This window comes from Moritella sp. 5, assembly GCF_018219455.1.
Classification (GTDB): domain Bacteria; phylum Pseudomonadota; class Gammaproteobacteria; order Enterobacterales; family Moritellaceae; genus Moritella.
Window position 1 is genome coordinate 2512607 of sequence record NZ_CP056122.1, and the last position, 18865, is coordinate 2531471.

Sequence of the window (18865 nt, forward strand, 5' to 3'; positions counted from 1 at the left end):
ATTCGTATATGTTACATCACTATCCGTAAACAACTGTTGGATCAACACATTCAAATACTTGCTTCTTACTCTTATCTTGAAGTAATAATGCATGGACCAATCGTGCAACTTCGTGACGAGTGATCATTCCATGCACTTCCTTACCCTGTGATAAGTCACCAGCATTAGTCACGTCACCATCCTTTAATCCACCCGGTCGCAAGATCGTAAAGTCTAACGTACTGGTTTGTAAGTACGATTCTGCCAGTGACTTTTCTCTTACTGCGCTACCAAAACCAGTTTTAGATCGCGCAGACATAAACTGCCACGAATCACCACAACCTAATGAAGTTACTAATAAAAATCGGTTAATCCCAGCACTTTCTAATGCATCTATAAGATGTCGATGACCGATATAATCAACAGGTATATCGGCACGAAAGCTACCCATAGTTGAGATCACGATAGCATCTTTACTAAGTGATTCGACAACACTTGAAACTTGTGCTTGATCGGTTGCATCACATTGATACGTTTTATCACATAATGTTGAAAGTGCATTTTTTTCAACATTACGCGCAACACCAATGACAGACACTCCATTACTCGTAAAGTAATTGACCATCGCCAGTCCTAACCCACTTGCAGCACCAAAAATCACTACTTCTTTCATATTATTAGCCATCGCGTTATTGATAATGATTATCATTATATATTTATATTGTTATCTGTCACTACATAATTAAGTAAATAGTTTTGTTATTATTAATCTCAATGTTATAGATACTGTTGTTTGTACTGTAAATATGCTCATTATTTATATAGTGGCTTCTGGTGATAATGCTGTTTCAGTACGAAAATCACTTACTTTTTGAATAAACTCAGGTTACATTAATAAAACTTACTGAATTAAACACATTTATCTCGTTCAATACGACTTTAACGTGTTGAATTATCGCTCCTACGTGAATTTAACTAGCTAGGTTCCCCACTACATCTTCAGATTTCACGTAGCGCACGAAAATAAAGACCATTTATACTGGTTGCTTATACAGTTGTAGATGTTATAATTGCCACGTTAATATTTTAGATTAAGCAACCAAATGGGATTAAAATGCCTAAAGCATTGATAAATATAGGTAATAACTCAATAATTCCATTAACTAACCTTAGTGAAGAACACATCGAAAACCTACTCAGGTTTAGTGATCGTAAAGAGCAGTTAGAAGAAAACACACTTAAATCACTGCATTTCCATGTGAATAAATTCAATGAATATTGCCTCAGTCGTAATATTATCCCTTTACCATTACAAGATGCGACAGTGCTTGAAGCATTTCTGATAAAGGAAAATGAGCGAGGATGTAAAGCTCAAACACTACGAATTTACGCATGGGCAGTATCAAAGGTACATGCTTTAGCGGGTTTAGAGATCCCTTATTTCAAAACAGTGATCACAGCTAGGTTAAAAATCATCTCGAAACAAGAGGTAAAGCTGGGCGTTAAACGTAAGCAAGCTGTGGCATTTTCTTATGAGCACCTTAAATTTGTAAATGAACGACTTGATATATCATCATTGATCTCTATCCGAAATACATTATTACTCAACATTTGCTACGATGGACTGCTCCGTGAAAGTGAAGCCTGTCACCTGTTCATAGAACAACTACATAAAACCAACGGCCTTTATACTGTTAATATCACGAATACGAAAACAGATAAATCGTTAGATGGTTCAATTGTTCACTTGAGTAAATTCACATCAAAGCTATTACCACTGTACCTTCAAAAAATAACCGAACATCATGGGCAATACCTGTTTAAACGAACAACACCACGAGGCGGTAAACTAGAAAAGCTAAAACCGAGTTCGCTTTCACCAAACCCAAATGACAAACCAATATCAACGAAAACGGTTGAACTTGTGTTTGCAAATACCTGGCATCAAATTAATACATATAATGAATCTGTCAGTTTTGATTTACATATCGACTTACCCGAACGGCCTTTTAGTGGACACTCTGCTCGAGTTGGTGCATCTTGTGATCTTGTCGGCGCTGGTTTTGATGATTCGCTGGTTATGCGAGCTGGTCGTTGGAAGACTTTACGTATGGTTGAACTTTACACCCGAGGTGTGAATAATAAATTTGCGACAGTACGTGAATTTAGAGAAAGATTGGAAGCGATGACAGCAGATTAAAATTAGTATGTATTGGAAAGGTCATGCCCTTTCCAATTATAATTAACAGCCTTTAACCATCAATTAAATTTACCATCTCATTCAATATTGAATGGAACATGCACGCTGTATCATGATGGCTAAATTCATTACCGTTTAAATTCACTGTAATTTCTGTTTCATCATTATCCGTCTCGACATAAAGTGTATTTTTTATTTTAGGATAATTTTCGATCAACACATTTTCAACATGCCTCTTCGTTATTTTATTACTAAGATGAACAGTAATAATACCCGTCCCTAATAATAAATCACCCATGCCATTTTCAAAAACGTCTGCAAGCATACCTTCAACAAACTGACTCTTAGATACATTACATTGATCACTTATGCTTTCTAATTTTTCGAGTAAGTTTTCGTACATTCTTATCGTACTGTTTTTTCGAACTGCGTCTGGTTTAATCTTCATAATATTTACCACGGATTAAGTTAAGAAGAATGCTTTCTTTAAAAATAAGAAATCAATTGAATTTATTATAACATCATTTTAGTTCAATTTAAGAGTCAATTTGAAGTTCCTTGTTATGTTCATAATGTGAATATTAACACTGGCATGTATGAAATTTATAGATTATTAATCAAAACATACATTTTAAAACCTATATATTAAAATAATAATTCATCTATAAATACCAATGATATCAACGTCTTTATTTCGTTTAACGGTCATTATACGAAATAAAGAGGCGTGTGCTGAATATAAATTGAATTTTATTTTGTTAACCTAAATTCACCAAGTGATGCATAAAGCGATGCCATATTTATTACCAATTTTCAGAATGCTAGAATTAAATATGAAATTAAATAGACTTATAAATCAAAAGAAATAGAATGCATAGCTGAATTTCAATGATGTATACATTAATTAATAAGACGTCTATTACCACTGAAATATCATTTCGTACAATAGAGTTTTAGGCCTGTTTTTTAAAATTTACGGATAATCATAGCCACCAAACTATAGATTTCACATACGGCACACAAAAAAACCATCAAAAAGCGGAATTAACCATATTAATCAACACCATACGTGCAATTTAAGGGGTTGTAAATGACGTATTTAACACCATTTTAAAGCAAAATCACGACTGTCATTGTATATTCCAGTGAAATATAGGTCTTTAACAAGATAATAGATAACTGTATTTATATACAGCTATTTATGTGGCCCCGTAAAAATGAGACAAAATGAATGTCATTATACGGTTTAAAATAATGTATAAAATGTAGTTAGCACACTGAAATCAACATAAATCCATAATTATCAATTACTTACTATGACTTTGTGGCTTGATGATTAAATTTCAGTTAATCATTACAATTAAGTGAGATAAACCAGTAGCCTTGATAACTAACGAGATTCAAACCAATATAATGTAATAAATAGCCATATTAGCGCTGTATTTTGTGGGATGAATATCTATTTAACGATAGAATGTAGCTAGAATAATATCCCTATTAAAATTTTCTAGGAATGAGATGACCAATAACCGCCGTGCTGATTTAATCCTTGTCATTACAACAATACTTGCTTCAGCTGGATGGATATTTTCCAAAGAGGCGATTCAAGGATTACCGACTTTTGGTTTCATCGGATTACGATTTATTCTTGCATCCATACTATTATTACCATTTTGTTATCGAACACTTTTTAACATTAATCGGGCAACCTTACTTGGAGCTGCAAGTGTCGGTTGTTTTCTTGGTTCTGCAATTTTAATCTGGATTTATGCGATCGCCAATAGTAGCTCACTAGGTGAAGGCGCATTCATCATGAGCTTATCAATGTTGTTTGTCCCTATTATCGCTTGGATTTTTTTTAAAAACAGACCACCTAGAATGTTTTGGTTTTCACTACCCTTTGCAATACTTGGTTTAATTCTTTTGTCAAAAGGGAGTAGCTGGACTATCTCAGGTAGTCAAATTTGGTTTATGTTTTCGGCTGTTATGCTTGCCATGCAATTTAATTTAAATAGCCACTTTGCACAAAAAATTCCGACACTGGTTCTTACTTGTATCCAACTATTCGTCACCGGTGTTCTTGGAGTATTCGTATCCCTATTATCCGAAACATGGCCTCAACAAATTGAATTGGAAATTTGGGGCTGGCTTGCGATGAGTGTATTAATCGCAACAAGTTTACGCTATGCCCTTCAGACTGCAGGTCAAAAAAATACGACAACAGCAAATGCAGCCATTATTATGATTTTAGAACCAACCTGGACTGTTGTTTTAAGTATGCTTTGGTATGGTGAAAAAATGGAATTAACAAAATTAGTCGGTTGTAGCTTAATTTTATTCGCTTTGATAATTTATCGTGCAGGTCCAAAGTTAGCCTCTTTAACCAAGCATTAACGTATCAATTAATTAATCTGAATATGTCAACATAACCAGCTGCAACTTACATTCACTTACATTACTTAAGGGTTATACCATTGTTTAAAACTCACGAGCCTATATAATTAAGTTATTATCGTATTATATATAAATAAAAATAAAGGTAAAAAATGAAATCAATTACTGTATTAGGCGCTTTAACTGCGCTAGCATTAACTGCAAGTGTTCAAGCAAATCAAGATGTTTCAGGTTTCTACATTGGTGGTGGTGTAGGTTCAACAACTGTAGACCTAGATAGAACTGGCTATACTTCCAATGAAGACACAGATGGTTCAACGGTTAAATTCATTGCTGGCTATCAATTTAACCGTATCGTAGCAATTGAAGCACAATACACACAATATGGTGAAATCACACCTAATAAAACTCTTACATACGCTGGTAAAACATATAAGTGGGATGCAACAACGTTTTCTGTATCGGCTAACCTTGGTTACACTTTCCAGAATGGTTTACGTCCATTTGGTATTATTGGTCTTTCAAGTCTAGATTTAGGTCAATCAACAAAAGTACTTAAAGATGATGACGCAACAGCTGTTCACGTTGGTTTAGGTCTAGAATATACACCAGCGGCATTATCTGGTGTCAGTTTCCGTGTTGGTTATGAAGCAGATGCTTTCACAATTGAAGAATATAGTACTGCTAATCGTTATGAAGATACAGACGTAATGATTGGTTCTGCATACGTAGCTGCAAGTTACAAGTTCTAAAAATAATTTGAGATGATAACAAACCCCCTTGTTATCATCTCATTATTAAATGTTATTCTAACAAATGTAATTTCGCTTTAATAGGTTCAGGTAAGTCCGTCTCCCCCATCATCTCAAGTAAACCAATCTCAACACTCCTAGACATCGAATGCAAAGGTAAGTCATTGAAGGCCACCTTCTTTATCATCATCTATAAATGAATATACTTGCCTACCTATGCTTCGTTAATTAACAATTAATTCTCCCCATAATTCTTCAGACTGCAGGTCAAAGAATACGACAACAGCAAATGCTGCCATTATTATGATTTTAGAAATAACCTGGACTGTTGTTTTAAGTATGCTTTGGTATGGTGAAAAATGGAATTAACAAAGTTAGCCGGTTGTAGCTTAATTTTATTCGCTTTGATAATTTATCGTGCAGGTCCAAAGTTAGCCTCTTTACCAAACATTAATGTATTAGTTAATTAATCTGAATATGTCAACATAACCAGCTGTACCTTGCATGTATTTATATTACTTAAGGGTTATAGCATTGTATAAAACTCACTATCCTATATAATTAAGGTGTTATCATATTATATATAATCAAAAATAAAGGTAAAAAAATGAAATCAATTACTGTATTAGGCGCTTTAACTGCGCTAGCATTAACTGCAAGTGTTCAAGCAAATCAAGATGTTTCAGGTTTCTACATTGGTGGTGGTTTTGGTTCAACACTTGCGGATCTAGATGAAACTGGCGTTGTCTACGATGAAGACACAGATGGTACAACGCTAAAGTTCATTGGTGGCTATCAATTTAACCGTATCGTAGCAATTGAAGCACAATACACACAATATGGTGAAGTGACACCTATTAAACAAGTTAAATCATATACGTGGGATCCAACATCATTTTCTGTATCTGCTAACCTTGGTTACACTTTCCAGAATGGTTTACGTCCATTTGGTATTATTGGTCTTTCAAGTCTAGATTTAGATGAATCATTTAAAACATTTAAAGATGATAGAGCAACAGCTCTTCACATTGGTTTAGGTCTAGAATATACACCCGCGGCATTATCTGGTGTAAGTTTCCGTGCTGGTTATGAAGCAGATTCTTTCACAATTGATAACGGTTTTTCAACTTCAGATACAGACGTAGTTATTGGTTCTGCATACGTAGCTGCAAGTTACAAGTTCTAAAAATAATTTGAGATGATAACAAACCCTTTGTTATCATCTCATTATCCAATGTTATTCTAGCAAATGTGATTTCGCTTTTATTGGTTCAGGTAAGTCCGCCTCCCCCATCATCTCAAGTAAACCAATCTCAACATTCCTAGACATCGAATGCAAAGGTAAGTCATTGAAAGATAGCCCAAATGGTTGTTCTAACTCTTCACTTAACGCATCTAATCCAAAAAAAGTATAAGCAACAATGGCACAAAATAGTGGTGTCGCAAAACCTTGCGAAGCAACAAGTCCAAATGGCAAAATGATACAATATAAATATGCGGTACGCTGCACAAGTAATCGATATGCAAAAGGTAATGGCGTATTAGCAATTCGTTCACAGCCCGCTTGCACTGCAGTCATTGATGTTATGTGTTCATCGATACTTTGAACCAAAAAATCAGACAATAGTTTTTTATGTCTACAAGTTCCTAACTTTAATCCCATTAGTCGTAATATCGAGTCGGGTATATTTCTAGATTTTTTTAGCCACGCTAAATCTTCAGGCTCAAGATATTTTCCAATATCGTCCCAAGGTTCTGAATGGCGAAGATGATGCCGTAATGCGTGATTAAAAGCGATAGTCAGATTGATTAGTCGCCTCTGCATCAACTCACCACCTTCTTTATCATCATCTATAAATGAATATACTTGCCTACCTATGCTTCGTGAATTAACAATTAGCTGTCCCCATAATTTTCTCGCTTCCCACCAACGCTCATAGCATGCATTATTACGAAACCCTAAAAACAGCGATAGCGCGACACCTAATAAGGTAAACGGTGCAACTGTATATGTAGGAAGAATAATCGGATATTTAAAATGTGCGATTGCAACTAAAGTACTAAGTAATGTAATAAATAGAACCTGTGGAAATATCAGCGGAATAACCGAACCTTTAAGAATGAAAAAAAGCTTAAATACACTTGGGTTATCACGGACGATCATAATTATCTCGCAAATTAAAAATTGAACCTTCATTTACTCGAAATAAAAAAGCTAACAAAATTAATACCTTTAAAAATTTAAATGTTATCTATTATAATGATTAAAAATTAAATGATAATACTCTAAATGGTAATTAACTTTTTCTATATTGTAACAATAGATCTCTAGTATAGACCTAAATCAAAAACAATGAATAAAACAAACTATATATTATAAAACAGTGTCGATATGATATATCTATTTATTATTATAATATCGACTTTGGTTTATATTTTATTGATCTAATTTTAACCATTAGCATTAATTACATAAAACCAAAGTTAATATTACCCGATTGGTGCTAGTAGCTTGCATTTAATCACTTATTACTTACTTAAGAAGCAGCACTATTTTACGTATATTAAGCAACAACTTGCTCAATATATCTCATCCTTTACAAAATAATTAAATTACTGCAGTAGTCAATTTCTATAATGAATACTGCTGAACGCGAATTTTATACTGACATTATTCGTAAATCTAGATAAAACTGCCATAGCACAATTTTACGATTTAACACTATAAATTGACATTTTTTTCAATTAATTTCGAGTCCTTTCTTATCAAATACTTAGAAATTTAAACCAAACACTTACGTACAGTAAGTATCACACAGCACAAACCCACCCGCTTGTGCTGGTCAAATAATGCCGTTAGTATGCTTAAAAATCATTTAGAGATAGGTCAGGTGTTCATTTGAAAATTTATTATTTGTGCCAAACCTAGATGACACAAATACATCGATTTTGAGCACAACCAGAACGGTGAATATACAGCCGGGAGACTTAATGCAGATTTTAATAATGAATGGCGAACTATAGGTTGTCTAGCTAAATTAAATTTTTTAGATAGAAAGGTTCAAAGCAGTTAGCGGTAACTCACCCTAAAGACGGATTTAAGCAAGGTGTTTCGATGATGTTGTGTTAAGCACACAACCATTTAGCGATTAAAAATAAAACCATAAATAATTAATTCACAATAAGCCTTGTTATTTAATAAGGTTAATTTTGCCTGTGTAAATTATATCCAGTGAATAAATAGTAGCTGTATGAATTTATCATAAATAATAAACACCAGGGAGTTTAGACTTGAAAAATTTATTACTTTGTACTTTTACATGTATATTTTTAGTTGCATGTGGCGGATCTTCATCAACAGATGATAAAACTCAAACAGAGAAAGTTCCAACACCAGATAAAAATGATTCAGCTACAGATAAAGAGCTAGACCCAAGTAAGATTCATGATGTTGTGCCAAATGTGGATTACAAAAATGCATCAGGTATTATCAATGATATTAATTTTGAGAATCATCAGAATGGTGCGTATACAGCAGCTTTGTTCAAGAGCGATTTTAACAATGAATGGGGTAAAATTACTGGCAGAGCGAATATTGTTGAAAGAAATGGTTCACAACAGCTAGCTATTACCCACCCTAAAGATCACTATAAACAAGGGATTTCGGGTGGTAAAAAATTAAACGAATATAATGAGTTGTATTTCTCATATCAAATTACATTTGGCAACAATTATGACTTTTCTATGGGCGGGAAATTACCTGGATTAGCAGGATTGAATTTTCACATAGATAAGAAACCTGATGGTTGTAAAACTGTCGGCAAAGACGAAGGTTTTAGTTTACGATCAATGTTTCGTGAAAATGGTCGTGCGATAGGCTATTTCTATCACCAAGATAAGACCAACAAATGTGGTGATGAAATTGATTATCAACATGAAGGTGAAAACTTCTCATTTAAACGTGAAAAAACATATCTTATCGAACAGTATGTGAAAATGAACGACGCAAACCAAGCAAACGGTATTGTTACAATCCATGTAAATGGATTTAAAGTACTTGAAAAAACCAATATGACGTTTTCTGAAAACGGGAAACATGCTATTAACTATCAATACTTCCAGCTTTGGCACGGTGGCAACAGTAATGACTGGGCTGTAGATCGTGATTCAACAGCTTATTTTGATCATGTAGTATTAAGTACAAAACCGATTAGCTATTCAAAATAATCCTCTAAATGATAAATTAAAAATTGACCTTGTTATCTAACAAGGTCAATTTTTTTCTGCGTAAATTACATTCAATGAAAAGGCAGTAGCGGTAGTAGTGACCGCGGGGCTGTAGATCGAGATTCCTTGGATAATGTAATGCTAAATAAGAAACCTGTAAGTTATAAGCTAAACTATTAAGACTTATTGCTCACGTTTAGGATAAATTCCTTATGAGATCTACAGTCAAATATGTTCTTACATTGGTGACCTTCAGCTCTTTGGTCGCTTGTGGCGGCTCTGGTGGGGGGGCAGGTTCCGGAGATAGTGGCGCTAAAAAGCCACCTTCTCCGTTCGAAAATTTCACATCTGCTTTAGCCATATCGCACTTAGATTCAACAACTTGTTCCGACTTTAAACTAAAAACGTCATCCTTTACCCCTCCAGACTTTGTCAAACAATGCTGGACTTTGACTGTGCCAGAGGACTACGTTAACCCAAAAAACGGTAAAACAATCAAGTTGGCCATCGCTAAAATCAATTCAGCTAATAATAATAAAAAAGGCGCGATTGCCTTTTTGCAAGGCGGACCAGGCGGAAACATCCTCAGTTATTCAGATCGCTTCAAAACGCTGACGATTCGTGATAACAATGATATTTATTTGGTTGATCAAAGAGGAACTGGCTATTCAACGCCAGCGTTATACTGTCAATCAGGTACTAGTACCGACGAAGAAAAGTTAAAACGATGTAAGTCCGATTTTGAAAATAATGACGTCGATTTTAACGCGTTCAATAGTAAAAATAATGCGCTAGATTTCATTGTTTTACGTAAAAAACTAGAGGATACCGGAGAGCTCAAAGATAAGTGGACGCTAGTTGGCGCCTCTTATGGTACCAGGTTAGCTATAACAGTATTACGTGAGGAAGATCGCCTGACAAATCAAGGTTTTCAAACTGAGTCAGGAATTAAAGCAATGGTACTTGACGGCGTTTTCCCAATTCAAATTAACGGGGTTGATGACGCTAAATGGGCTAATTACGAGAACCTTAAACGCATTATTGAGGTCTGTGATCGTTCTCCTTTAGTCTGTGACTCAGACACACTAAAAAGTCAGATTAAAAATCAAATTATTGATTTGCCCAAAGAAGATCATCAGTACTACTTAAGTTTATTGCTATCTCTTATGCCTTATGACACAACACACGAGGATTGGATCGAATATACAATTCCAGCTTTCACTAAACTACCAATAAGTAAAGTTAAGGAGCTACTTCAGGTGCATAAAGAAGAGATCATCGCAGTGCCTGATATACCAGATGATTTTTATGCTATGGGGTTATCTGTAGTTTGTGCTGAAGAATATGGATTTCTTCCTTATTATGAGCAAATGAATACAGAAAGAGCTAACTGGGCAAGTGAAGTACAACAAGTCATCGATAATAGCTTTCACATGGAGTTTACCCCTAGCGCATGTAAAATATGGGATGTAAAAAAAGCCGCTGACGAGGAAGCCTTAGCAGTGAATAATGATACTGTCCCTGTACTTATTACTCAAGGCGGCAACGATTACCAGACTCCACAAGCATGGGGAAACCTAGTCAAAAAAGATTTTGCAAACAGCCGAGTTATTACAGATGATACGGTTGATCATGTTGTTCTATTTTCTGACAATGGGGAGTGTATTCAGCAAAATATCAAAACATTTGTTGGAGACCCCTCGAAGTTAAATGACCTAGATGCTACTTGCGTCAATAATAAGACGTTTATTTATAAAGACTAATCGATATAGCCGTCGGTCATAAATCGAGACTGACGGCTAGTAACACTCATTTAATCGAGGGTAAACGAGTCTATCCTAAGCTAATAAAGTTGTTACTCTGAATAGCTAATTAATCTTCGAGGCGAAATACCACATCAACTTGGTCTCGAATAATAATTTTATCATCTTGATAAGTCGATTCTACATCTGGTGCTGCGCCAAGAAGCATAGACCTCATTAACATTGGACGAGGTTGTGATGAGCGGTAAGTGATTTTCCAAACACCATCAACCTTTTCATCAAAGCCCTTCGCAAGTGACTGTGCTTTTTCTTTTGCATCTAAGATTGCAGCTTGTCGTGCCAGTTCTATAAATTTAGGCTCGTTACTTACTTTCAGTTGAATATTATTAATGTTATTAATGCCATCGCCAAGCGCACCATCTAAATAACTATTAAGTTTATTTAAATCTCTGACAGTTACCGTCACATCTCTGTTTGCACGGTACCCTATGAGTTTAGGTTCCTGATCTTTCTTATAGTGATACTCAGGACGCAGTGAAATGTTAGAACTTTCAATATCCGTACGCGCCACTCCTTCCTTTTTCAATCGCCCATTAAATGCCGCTATTGCATTATCGACAGCTTCTTTTGCTTCTTTTGCTGTTTTACGCGTTTCAGATACTTGGACAGAGAATACGGCCATGTCTGGCTTAGCAATCACTTCGCCCATACCTGTGGTTTCTAAATGAGGAAAATCGACATCTGCCGCCATCACACCTGTAGAAATAAATGTACTAGCACTAAAAATAGCCGCGAATAAATGTTTGTTCATACGAATAACCTCTCATTATTGTTATTTATTTACCTTATAGTCCGACAGTAACAAATTGAAAATTATCCTTATATTAATAAATATGTACGATTAGAGTGAAATAAGACAATATAAACCCTTTTCGTTCATTTATTATACTAAAATCAACATCAGGCTTAATTGCTAGCTTTATTCAAGATGAGATTTTCAGCATCTACCATCGATAATGCTTTGTCAAAATAGTACCCTTGCGCATAATCACATCCAAGAGTTTGTAATAAATCTCGTTGTGCTAAGGTTTCGACGCCTTCAGCTAATACCTTAACATTTAAGACTTTTCCTAATTCGATAATTTTTCTTGCAAATTCTTTATCTAACGTAGATTCACATATATCGGCAACTAATGAGCGATCAATTTTCAACGTATTGAGTGATTTCCGTAATTTTCTAACAAGGCTTAGCGACGAATAACCTGAACCAAAATCATCAATCGCAACAAGAATACCAAGACTACGTACAGCGCTGATATTATCGATTAAGGTATCCATATTACTAATTGAAGCAGTTTCGGTTACTTCAATCTCGAGTAAGTCTTTTGGGCAACCTGTTAACGTAATTATAGATTCTAACCGGTAAATAAAGTCGATCATTTCAAGTGTTTTAAACGATATATTTATTGCTATTTTAGGTGTGGAAACACCTGATTTTTGCCATTCCACAACTTGCTTACAAACCTGAGTAAATACCCATAAATCAAATTCAAAATGAAGCCCTATGTCTTCTACAATCCTAATGAATACATCCGGGGGAATATAGCCTAGATCTTTGTGTATCCACCGGGATAGCGCTTCAAAACCCACCAGCTGTTTAGTAGTAAGATCGTACTGAGGCTGATAATGAATTTTAATGAGAGACTTTTCAATTGCACTAGGAAGTTCATCAATAATAAGCTTATTGGCCATTAACTCTGGTTTAATTTCGAGTTTAGCAAAGCAGTAATAAGAATGGCTATGACGTCTCGACTCCCTCATTGCTGTCTCGGTCGCATTCTCCATTGCAAAATAACTTTCATACTTAGTATGTTCACGACTAATACCAATGCTAAATGATTTATTTACTCTAATACCATTAGTTAGTACTAATGAGCCTAAAGATAAATCACATAAATACTGGCAAAACATGGTTATATACGCATTAAAATCGGCTGATGACAAATGACGTTTATTCTCGATTAAAATACCATAACGCGCATTAGCCAATCGAACCACCAGCCCATCACCATTCACTGTTGCTTGTAATTTTTTGCCGAGTACAGAAAGGTAATTATCTCCAGAATCAAACCCATAGCGAAAGTTAATAGTAGAGAAGTTATCCACACTTAGCATCATCAAACGCATTTGTGTATTTGGCAATTTGAATAAATGTGTTGCGCGTGCACTTATCGCCCAACCATTCGGTAAACCAGTAATTGAATCAATTGATTTATTCTCAATAACGTTAAAGCATAATTTAAACGCATTATCAAATTGATTTTCACTACGACGTTGGCAGTGAAGAGCCACTTTACAACGATGAAAGTTAACATCCATCAGTGTTGCTTCAACAAAGCATCCGGTTTCACTAACGCTTGCAGCTTTCAATAATAGAGAGATATTACTGACAGCTGAGTCTGCGTCACCATCCAAATGCAAATATTCATGTAAGGAGCGATTGATGAGTTCACTTTCACTTATACCAACTAATGTTGAAAACATGCGATTACAAGAATTAATTATATCATTAGTGACTATTAATACAGGTAAAAACGAATCTTCAATCCCCATCATTTCGCTACTCATCTTAATCGTATTTAATAAAATAGTTACTTTACGCCATATACTTATGACATATCTTCACATATATACCTTGATCTTTTTAAACAAACAAGCTGTTATAGACTTAATAAACTATGATATATGAAAAAATACATAAGCTTAGCAGTAACTTATTTAATCTTACATAATATTCACTATATGATTTTATATTGATTAGTTGTGATACGGTATGATCTTGTATGCAAAACATCCATAATTTTATGGTCAATGTAGTCCTGTCTATTTTGGCCTAAAACACTAAGTTTTAACTTATTTTTAGTTTGTCAGGCAAAAAACAGGAAACGCGACAGCGTCATTGGCTCCAAGTCAAATGGGGCTATGATAAAATCATATTAGATACGTCATTAGTATTAAAAAATTCAGCCATATTAATAATTTTGCTCTAAAATATTAAGTTAAACAGGAGAATTATTAAGGAGCGTATTATGAATAATAAGCGTCACTTTCAACGGATACTATTTGATCATAATGCCATGTTAACTTGTAATGGGCATCAATGGTCAACAAATGTAATCGATTTATCTTTACGTGGACTATCCTGTACCAGACCAAGAAATGTAAAGTTCAATATTAATCAGCTAATGACACTGTCAATCAGCCTAACCCAAGAACAAGTCATCATTATGGAGGCCATTCTAGTTCATAATGAAGAACATGTTTTAGGCTTACGTTGTACGAGAATTGATATTAATAGTATTTCAGAACTTCGTCGTTTAGTTCAGTTAAACTTAGCCGATGAATCACTTTTACATCGAGATATAGAACATCTAGCTCACTCAATTCCCAAATGATAACCAGTTCGTTAATCTAAACCGACACCGACTCTCGAAATGTGTTGATCATAATATATAAGGCTTTCGCCATAGCTCCTATGATACGGTTCCAACTCCGGGACAAACGATCAAATTGCCCATTATATTGATGACAAACACGCATTAATTTGATCTTCTTTCTGCTTTTCTAAACTAAAGTAGGCTAATTCATGCGAAAAAATAAAATGACTGTCTTCAACAACGGTTGAATGAGCCAGTAATAAATTTGTAGTGAAAACAATCCCAGCCAAATATTTAATAGCCAACAATTAACTTATATATCAAAAAATTAGATACAAATATAAAGACTATAACCATTAAAATAGTCTGATAGAAGACGCGGTAACGATTAATATAATATATAAATATTTGTTAATTAGAAAAACAATAGAGTGTTAAGTGGAAAATTATCTAACCTCTGACATACTTAACTCTGATAGTGGAAAATGTTGTATGCATGTTCCGAAGCTAACAAATAGAGGTATTTCATGAACAGTAAATTACTTATTGCTGGATTGATTGTAAGTTCAGCACTCATTGGAGGTTGTGCAAATAACGCCGACCTAGAAAATAGTGTTGGTAGTTTGACATCTCAAGTCAGTAAATTAACCTCCCAAGTGAAAGTGTTAGAGTCTGAACAAGGAAGTATGAAGTCTGACATTGGATCTAACGCAGCAGCGGCTCTACAAGCTTCGGAAGAAGCACAACGAGCGAACTCACGCATCGATAACATCGCCGCATCTTATAGCAAATAATTAACAACATTGTTTTGTTGTGGTCGATACATTGGATAGGTTAACAATAGTGAGCGTTGACCTATTTCCCTTCATTAACAATTCACCTCGTATTAAATACTGACATTCACAGGTAACCCATAGTGTAGCAGTAACGCATTATTGAGGGCCTTTTCATCAAGCTTATGATCTTCAAACCTATCAAGAACCTCTGCCATGTTAAAATCATCATCCAATGTATCAGAAGATAAAGGGGTATGCACTTCAACTAAATACTGACCATTCGGTTCAATCGTAAATTTAACTGGTTTATTTATAATCCTCACAGGTTCATTTACCACTACGCGAGCATATAGCAACTCAATGTCATCTGGATTCATTCTAATACAACCCGCACTTATTCTCATCCCAATGCCAAAACTTTGATTGGTGCCATGTATAAGATAGTTACTTTGTCCATAAGCAAGTTGCAAGGCGAAACGCCCCAATGGATTATGTTCACCAGCCTCAACATAACGAGGTAACACGGTTTTAAACTTTTCTAGGTATTCAGCACGCGTAGAGGGTGTTGGTGTCCAGATAGGATCTTTTACCTTTGCTTTAACAAAGCTGTTCATTTGCGGTGTCTTACGCCCTTCCCGCCCAATACCAACGGGAAATACGTGCACGATGTTTTTGTCTTTCGGAAAGTAGTACAACCTGAGCTCAGGTAAGTTAATCACTATCCCTTTATATGGCGCGTCAGGCAACAGCATGCTGGTTGGAAGCTCAAGCACAGTCCCTGGTCGGGGCAAAAAAGGATCAACAGTCGGATTCGATGCCATTAACGCCATCATTCCGACATTGTATTGCTCCGCAATAGCATGAAAATAATCCCCCACTTTCACTGTATATTGTATCGGCTGACCAATCAGCCTTGAACCGAGTATAGGCATAGCGTAAGGTTGAGGAAGAACAGGTTTAGACCATAGGATGACAAGAATGAAACAAATTGATAGGCGGTTAAGATTCAGCTTTAGGTTAACCATACTTACACCTAGATAAATATCTTATAGCGTAAGTATAGGCCTATTAGTATAGAGATATTCTCAATTTTAGTTTCTTCGACGATATAGCAGTAAACTCGTTAATATAAATAGGAATGAATAACCTATCCCACCACCTTTTTTACTCTGTAGTAGCGGTGCCGCTTCAACCGTAAATATGTCTTGTGTAAAAGAAGACACCGGTTCTGTATATGCGCACGTTTTGTTAATTTCATCTACAATCCAGTCATAAACGCTGCTAACTTGGGTGTAAACATCAGGTAATGAATTTAAAGCACATTGTTGTGCATTACCAAAGCTTACGACACCTGCTAATCGGTAACCTCGATCATTATCGCTTATCGCATTTTTATCTTGCCATATGAGCGGACCGCCAGAATCGCCACTGCAAGAGCCTTTATTATACGCGTTTGCACAAATAAAACTTGTTTCAAAGCCCGACCAGCCCCAAGCGAGAGCGCAGGTATCATCATCGGTGCCATCAAGCACTATTTTTTGCAAAATGTTCGTACTTTTTGTACCATCGGTGGATGTACGCCCCCAACCGGATAAGACCACATTATTCCTAACGCCATGATCAAACTCTAAGTCCGCATCCACTTGCAATGCGTCGTCCATTAACCTAATTGCTTGTGCAGGTAGCTCTACAGGTTTAGATAATTGAAGTAACGCGATGTCCCCAGTGTGAGTTGAATGATCATATAGTGGATTAGCAACAACCTGTATAACACTATTACTCGACATTTCATCCTTCAATGACCGATCTATCCCACCGGAGTAAACAGTGAGTTGGTCTGCATGAACAGGACTAAACACTGAACTACTCTCAAATCTATTTATGCAATGAGCAGCGGTGACAACCCACTTATCAGTCACTAACGTACCACCACAAGCATAGGTAATACCGCCCTTTTCTATCTCTAGATATATCTGCCAGGGTAATTCTGATGTTTTCCCATCAACACCACCAACTACAAAGGGTTTAATCTCGGGGGTTGTCGTTTTGATATCGGTCTCATTAGCATACGCTCCTAACGAGACCGATAAACCGACCATTGCTATTATTTTCGCTAGTATCAAAATTCATCTCTCTCAAATTTGTCTTCATACTATTCGCAGTGTATTCATTGTAATGTGTGTTCCACTCTTATTTATTATAACCAAGTATTCTATATCCAGAATAAATAAACCCCACACAGATCACTTTATTAATTAAATAAAATAATTTTACCGACATTTTATGTCAACTAGTGTAAATAGTAACCAAAGGCAATTGACGCCCACGACACCATTGCTATGATGCAGTTACGTAAAATACGCATACGACATTTGTATTAATTGAAGGGATATAATGAAAAATATTTTAACTGTTCTAATGATGGTATTCGCTTTCTCATTAGCGGCGCCTGAAGTACACGCTAAAAAATTCGGTGGTAGTAAGTCTTTTGGCAAGAGCTACAAGACAGCACCACAAAAACAAACGCCTGCGGCTGCTACGCCAGCTAAACAAGGAATGAGCAAAAAAGGCATGCTAGGCGGTATGTTAGGCGGCCTACTCGTTGGTGGCTTAATCGCATCTATGTTTGGTGGTGCTTTTGAAGGTTTCCAATTCATGGACATGATTATCATGGCCGGTGTTGCCTTCTTATTATTCCGCCTATTCAAAGGCATGATGCGCGCAAAAGCAGCATCGCAACAAGGCTCACCGCAAACAGCATCGGGGCCAGCATTTAGACAAGAAGCACCAACGGATGCAACGTTTAACACTGCAAGCCAAGGCGGTTTTTCTGGTTCAAGCAATGAGGTGCCATTTAACCTACCTGCAGACTTTGATCTAACGAACTTCTTAACCGGTGCGCGTAGTCATTATAAAACACTACAGAAAGCTTGGAATGAAAATGATTTAGAAACAATCCAAGAATACGTATCCATCGAGTTATACAACGAATTACGTGTACAACGTAAAGAACTTGAAGGCGAGCAACATACAGAAGTAATGTTCCTTGACGCAGAGTTAGTTCGTGCAGAATCTACAGCATCACTTTCGCAAGTAAGTGTTAAATTTAGTGGTCGCTACCGTGATAGCCATGAAGATGTAGAAGCAGACATCAACGAAGTGTGGCATTTAGAACGTAACCTGACACAAGAAAATGCACCATGGTTAATTACAGGTATCGAGCAATAAACACGCTTACTACCTAAATTAATATTAAAAAGGCGGCTAATCACCGCCTTTTTTGATCACTAAAATCAATGACAATGTCTATCCGTGTTTGGATCTAGCGAATTAAAGT

Annotated in this window: 17 protein-coding genes; 9 read left to right on the forward strand and 8 right to left on the reverse strand. The window is 35.8% G+C overall.

From position 1 onward, the window contains the following. Positions 1-19 precede the first annotated feature (19 nt). A complete protein-coding gene (locus HWV01_RS11355; protein WP_211671495.1) occupies positions 20-652 on the reverse strand; it encodes an SDR family NAD(P)-dependent oxidoreductase in 633 nt (210 codons plus the stop codon). Between the two features lie 441 nt (positions 653-1093). Between HWV01_RS11355 and HWV01_RS11360 the strand changes: the two genes are divergently transcribed. Beyond that, a complete protein-coding gene (locus HWV01_RS11360; RefSeq protein ID WP_211671497.1) occupies positions 1094-2179 on the forward strand; it encodes a tyrosine-type recombinase/integrase in 1086 nt (361 codons plus the stop codon). Between the two features lie 52 nt (positions 2180-2231). Here HWV01_RS11360 and HWV01_RS11365 read toward each other — a convergent pair whose 3' ends face one another. After that, on the reverse strand, positions 2232-2627 hold the full coding sequence (locus HWV01_RS11365; RefSeq protein WP_211671499.1) for a hypothetical protein: 396 nt from the start codon (positions 2625-2627) through the stop codon (positions 2232-2234). A 1070-nt stretch (positions 2628-3697) separates the two neighbouring features. On the opposite strand from HWV01_RS11365, the gene HWV01_RS11370 reads away from it, so the two are divergent. The 3 genes from HWV01_RS11370 to HWV01_RS11380 all read left to right on the forward strand — a co-directional run bounded on the left by HWV01_RS11370 (position 3698) and on the right by HWV01_RS11380 (position 6511). Beyond that, on the forward strand, positions 3698-4573 hold the full coding sequence (locus HWV01_RS11370) for a DMT family transporter (RefSeq protein ID WP_211671500.1): 876 nt from the start codon (positions 3698-3700) through the stop codon (positions 4571-4573). A 152-nt stretch (positions 4574-4725) separates the two neighbouring features. Continuing rightward, positions 4726-5325, forward strand: a complete 600-nt coding sequence (locus HWV01_RS11375; protein ID WP_211671501.1) for a porin family protein — start codon at positions 4726-4728, stop codon at positions 5323-5325. Between the two features lie 607 nt (positions 5326-5932). Further along, entirely contained in the window at positions 5933-6511 is a 579-nt protein-coding gene (locus HWV01_RS11380; protein WP_211671502.1) for a porin family protein, read from the forward strand. A gap of 51 nt (positions 6512-6562) precedes the next feature. Here the strand turns inward: HWV01_RS11380 and HWV01_RS11385 are convergent, their stop codons facing one another. Beyond that, positions 6563-7489, reverse strand: a complete 927-nt coding sequence (locus HWV01_RS11385; RefSeq protein WP_211671505.1) for a bestrophin family protein — start codon at positions 7487-7489, stop codon at positions 6563-6565. Between the two features lie 1127 nt (positions 7490-8616). Between HWV01_RS11385 and HWV01_RS11390 the strand changes: the two genes are divergently transcribed. Together HWV01_RS11390 and HWV01_RS11395 are read left to right on the forward strand one after the other, a co-directional pair. Beyond that, positions 8617-9552, forward strand: a complete 936-nt coding sequence (locus HWV01_RS11390; protein ID WP_211671509.1) for a polysaccharide lyase — start codon at positions 8617-8619, stop codon at positions 9550-9552. Positions 9553-9764: 212 nt separating this feature from the next. Beyond that, complete coding sequence (locus HWV01_RS11395; RefSeq protein ID WP_211671511.1) at positions 9765-11315, forward strand: alpha/beta hydrolase; 1551 nt, start codon at positions 9765-9767, stop codon at positions 11313-11315. Between the two features lie 109 nt (positions 11316-11424). Here HWV01_RS11395 and HWV01_RS11400 read toward each other — a convergent pair whose 3' ends face one another. Together HWV01_RS11400 and HWV01_RS11405 are read right to left on the reverse strand one after the other, a co-directional pair. Then, positions 11425-12126, reverse strand: coding sequence for an oxidative stress defense protein (locus HWV01_RS11400; protein WP_211671513.1), 702 nt, complete (start codon positions 12124-12126; stop codon positions 11425-11427). A 155-nt stretch (positions 12127-12281) separates the two neighbouring features. Next, positions 12282-13943 carry an EAL domain-containing protein gene (locus HWV01_RS11405; protein ID WP_249185277.1) on the reverse strand — a complete coding sequence of 554 codons (1662 nt, stop codon included), beginning with the start codon at positions 13941-13943 and terminating at the stop codon, positions 12282-12284. A gap of 461 nt (positions 13944-14404) precedes the next feature. Between HWV01_RS11405 and HWV01_RS11410 the strand changes: the two genes are divergently transcribed. Then, complete coding sequence (locus tag HWV01_RS11410; RefSeq protein WP_211671515.1) at positions 14405-14770, forward strand: PilZ domain-containing protein; 366 nt, start codon at positions 14405-14407, stop codon at positions 14768-14770. 122 nt (positions 14771-14892) lie between these two features. Here the strand turns inward: HWV01_RS11410 and HWV01_RS11420 are convergent, their stop codons facing one another. Next, positions 14893-15057 (reverse strand): hypothetical protein, encoded by a 165-nt coding sequence (locus HWV01_RS11420; RefSeq protein WP_211675944.1) that lies wholly within the window; start codon positions 15055-15057, stop codon positions 14893-14895. Between the two features lie 222 nt (positions 15058-15279). Here HWV01_RS11420 and HWV01_RS11425 point away from each other — a divergent pair, with 222 nt between their 5' ends. Next, the gene (locus HWV01_RS11425) at positions 15280-15546 is read left to right on the forward strand and encodes an Lpp/OprI family alanine-zipper lipoprotein (RefSeq protein ID WP_211671520.1); all 267 of its coding nucleotides are present in this window, start codon (positions 15280-15282) and stop codon (positions 15544-15546) included. 92 nt (positions 15547-15638) lie between these two features. Here the strand turns inward: HWV01_RS11425 and HWV01_RS11430 are convergent, their stop codons facing one another. Both HWV01_RS11430 and HWV01_RS11435 read right to left on the reverse strand, forming a co-directional pair. Beyond that, on the reverse strand, positions 15639-16553 hold the full coding sequence (locus tag HWV01_RS11430; protein WP_211671521.1) for a L,D-transpeptidase family protein: 915 nt from the start codon (positions 16551-16553) through the stop codon (positions 15639-15641). Positions 16554-16619: 66 nt separating this feature from the next. After that, entirely contained in the window at positions 16620-17651 is a 1032-nt protein-coding gene (locus tag HWV01_RS11435) for a serine protease (protein WP_249185279.1), read from the reverse strand. 271 nt (positions 17652-17922) lie between these two features. On the opposite strand from HWV01_RS11435, the gene HWV01_RS11440 reads away from it, so the two are divergent. Continuing rightward, positions 17923-18756: a Tim44 domain-containing protein gene (locus HWV01_RS11440; RefSeq protein ID WP_211671526.1), complete on the forward strand. Its 834-nt coding sequence runs from the start codon at positions 17923-17925 to the stop codon at positions 18754-18756. Positions 18757-18865: the final 109 nt, after the last annotated feature.

Coding starts and splice junctions, on each gene's coding strand:
- HWV01_RS11355 (WP_211671495.1), bottom strand. CDS start 652: ATGAAAGAAGTAGTGATTTTTGGTGCTGCAAGTGGGTTAGGACTGGCG.
- HWV01_RS11360 (WP_211671497.1), top strand. CDS start 1,094: ATGCCTAAAGCATTGATAAATATAGGTAATAACTCAATAATTCCATTA.
- HWV01_RS11365 (WP_211671499.1), bottom strand. CDS start 2,627: ATGAAGATTAAACCAGACGCAGTTCGAAAAAACAGTACGATAAGAATG.
- HWV01_RS11370 (WP_211671500.1), top strand. CDS start 3,698: ATGACCAATAACCGCCGTGCTGATTTAATCCTTGTCATTACAACAATA.
- HWV01_RS11375 (WP_211671501.1), top strand. CDS start 4,726: ATGAAATCAATTACTGTATTAGGCGCTTTAACTGCGCTAGCATTAACT.
- HWV01_RS11380 (WP_211671502.1), top strand. CDS start 5,933: ATGAAATCAATTACTGTATTAGGCGCTTTAACTGCGCTAGCATTAACT.
- HWV01_RS11385 (WP_211671505.1), bottom strand. CDS start 7,489: ATGATCGTCCGTGATAACCCAAGTGTATTTAAGCTTTTTTTCATTCTT.
- HWV01_RS11395 (WP_211671511.1), top strand. CDS start 9,765: ATGAGATCTACAGTCAAATATGTTCTTACATTGGTGACCTTCAGCTCT.
- HWV01_RS11400 (WP_211671513.1), bottom strand. CDS start 12,126: ATGAACAAACATTTATTCGCGGCTATTTTTAGTGCTAGTACATTTATT.
- HWV01_RS11405 (WP_249185277.1), bottom strand. CDS start 13,943: ATGAGTAGCGAAATGATGGGGATTGAAGATTCGTTTTTACCTGTATTA.
- HWV01_RS11410 (WP_211671515.1), top strand. CDS start 14,405: ATGAATAATAAGCGTCACTTTCAACGGATACTATTTGATCATAATGCC.
- HWV01_RS11425 (WP_211671520.1), top strand. CDS start 15,280: ATGAACAGTAAATTACTTATTGCTGGATTGATTGTAAGTTCAGCACTC.
- HWV01_RS11430 (WP_211671521.1), bottom strand. CDS start 16,553: ATGGTTAACCTAAAGCTGAATCTTAACCGCCTATCAATTTGTTTCATT.
- HWV01_RS11440 (WP_211671526.1), top strand. CDS start 17,923: ATGAAAAATATTTTAACTGTTCTAATGATGGTATTCGCTTTCTCATTA.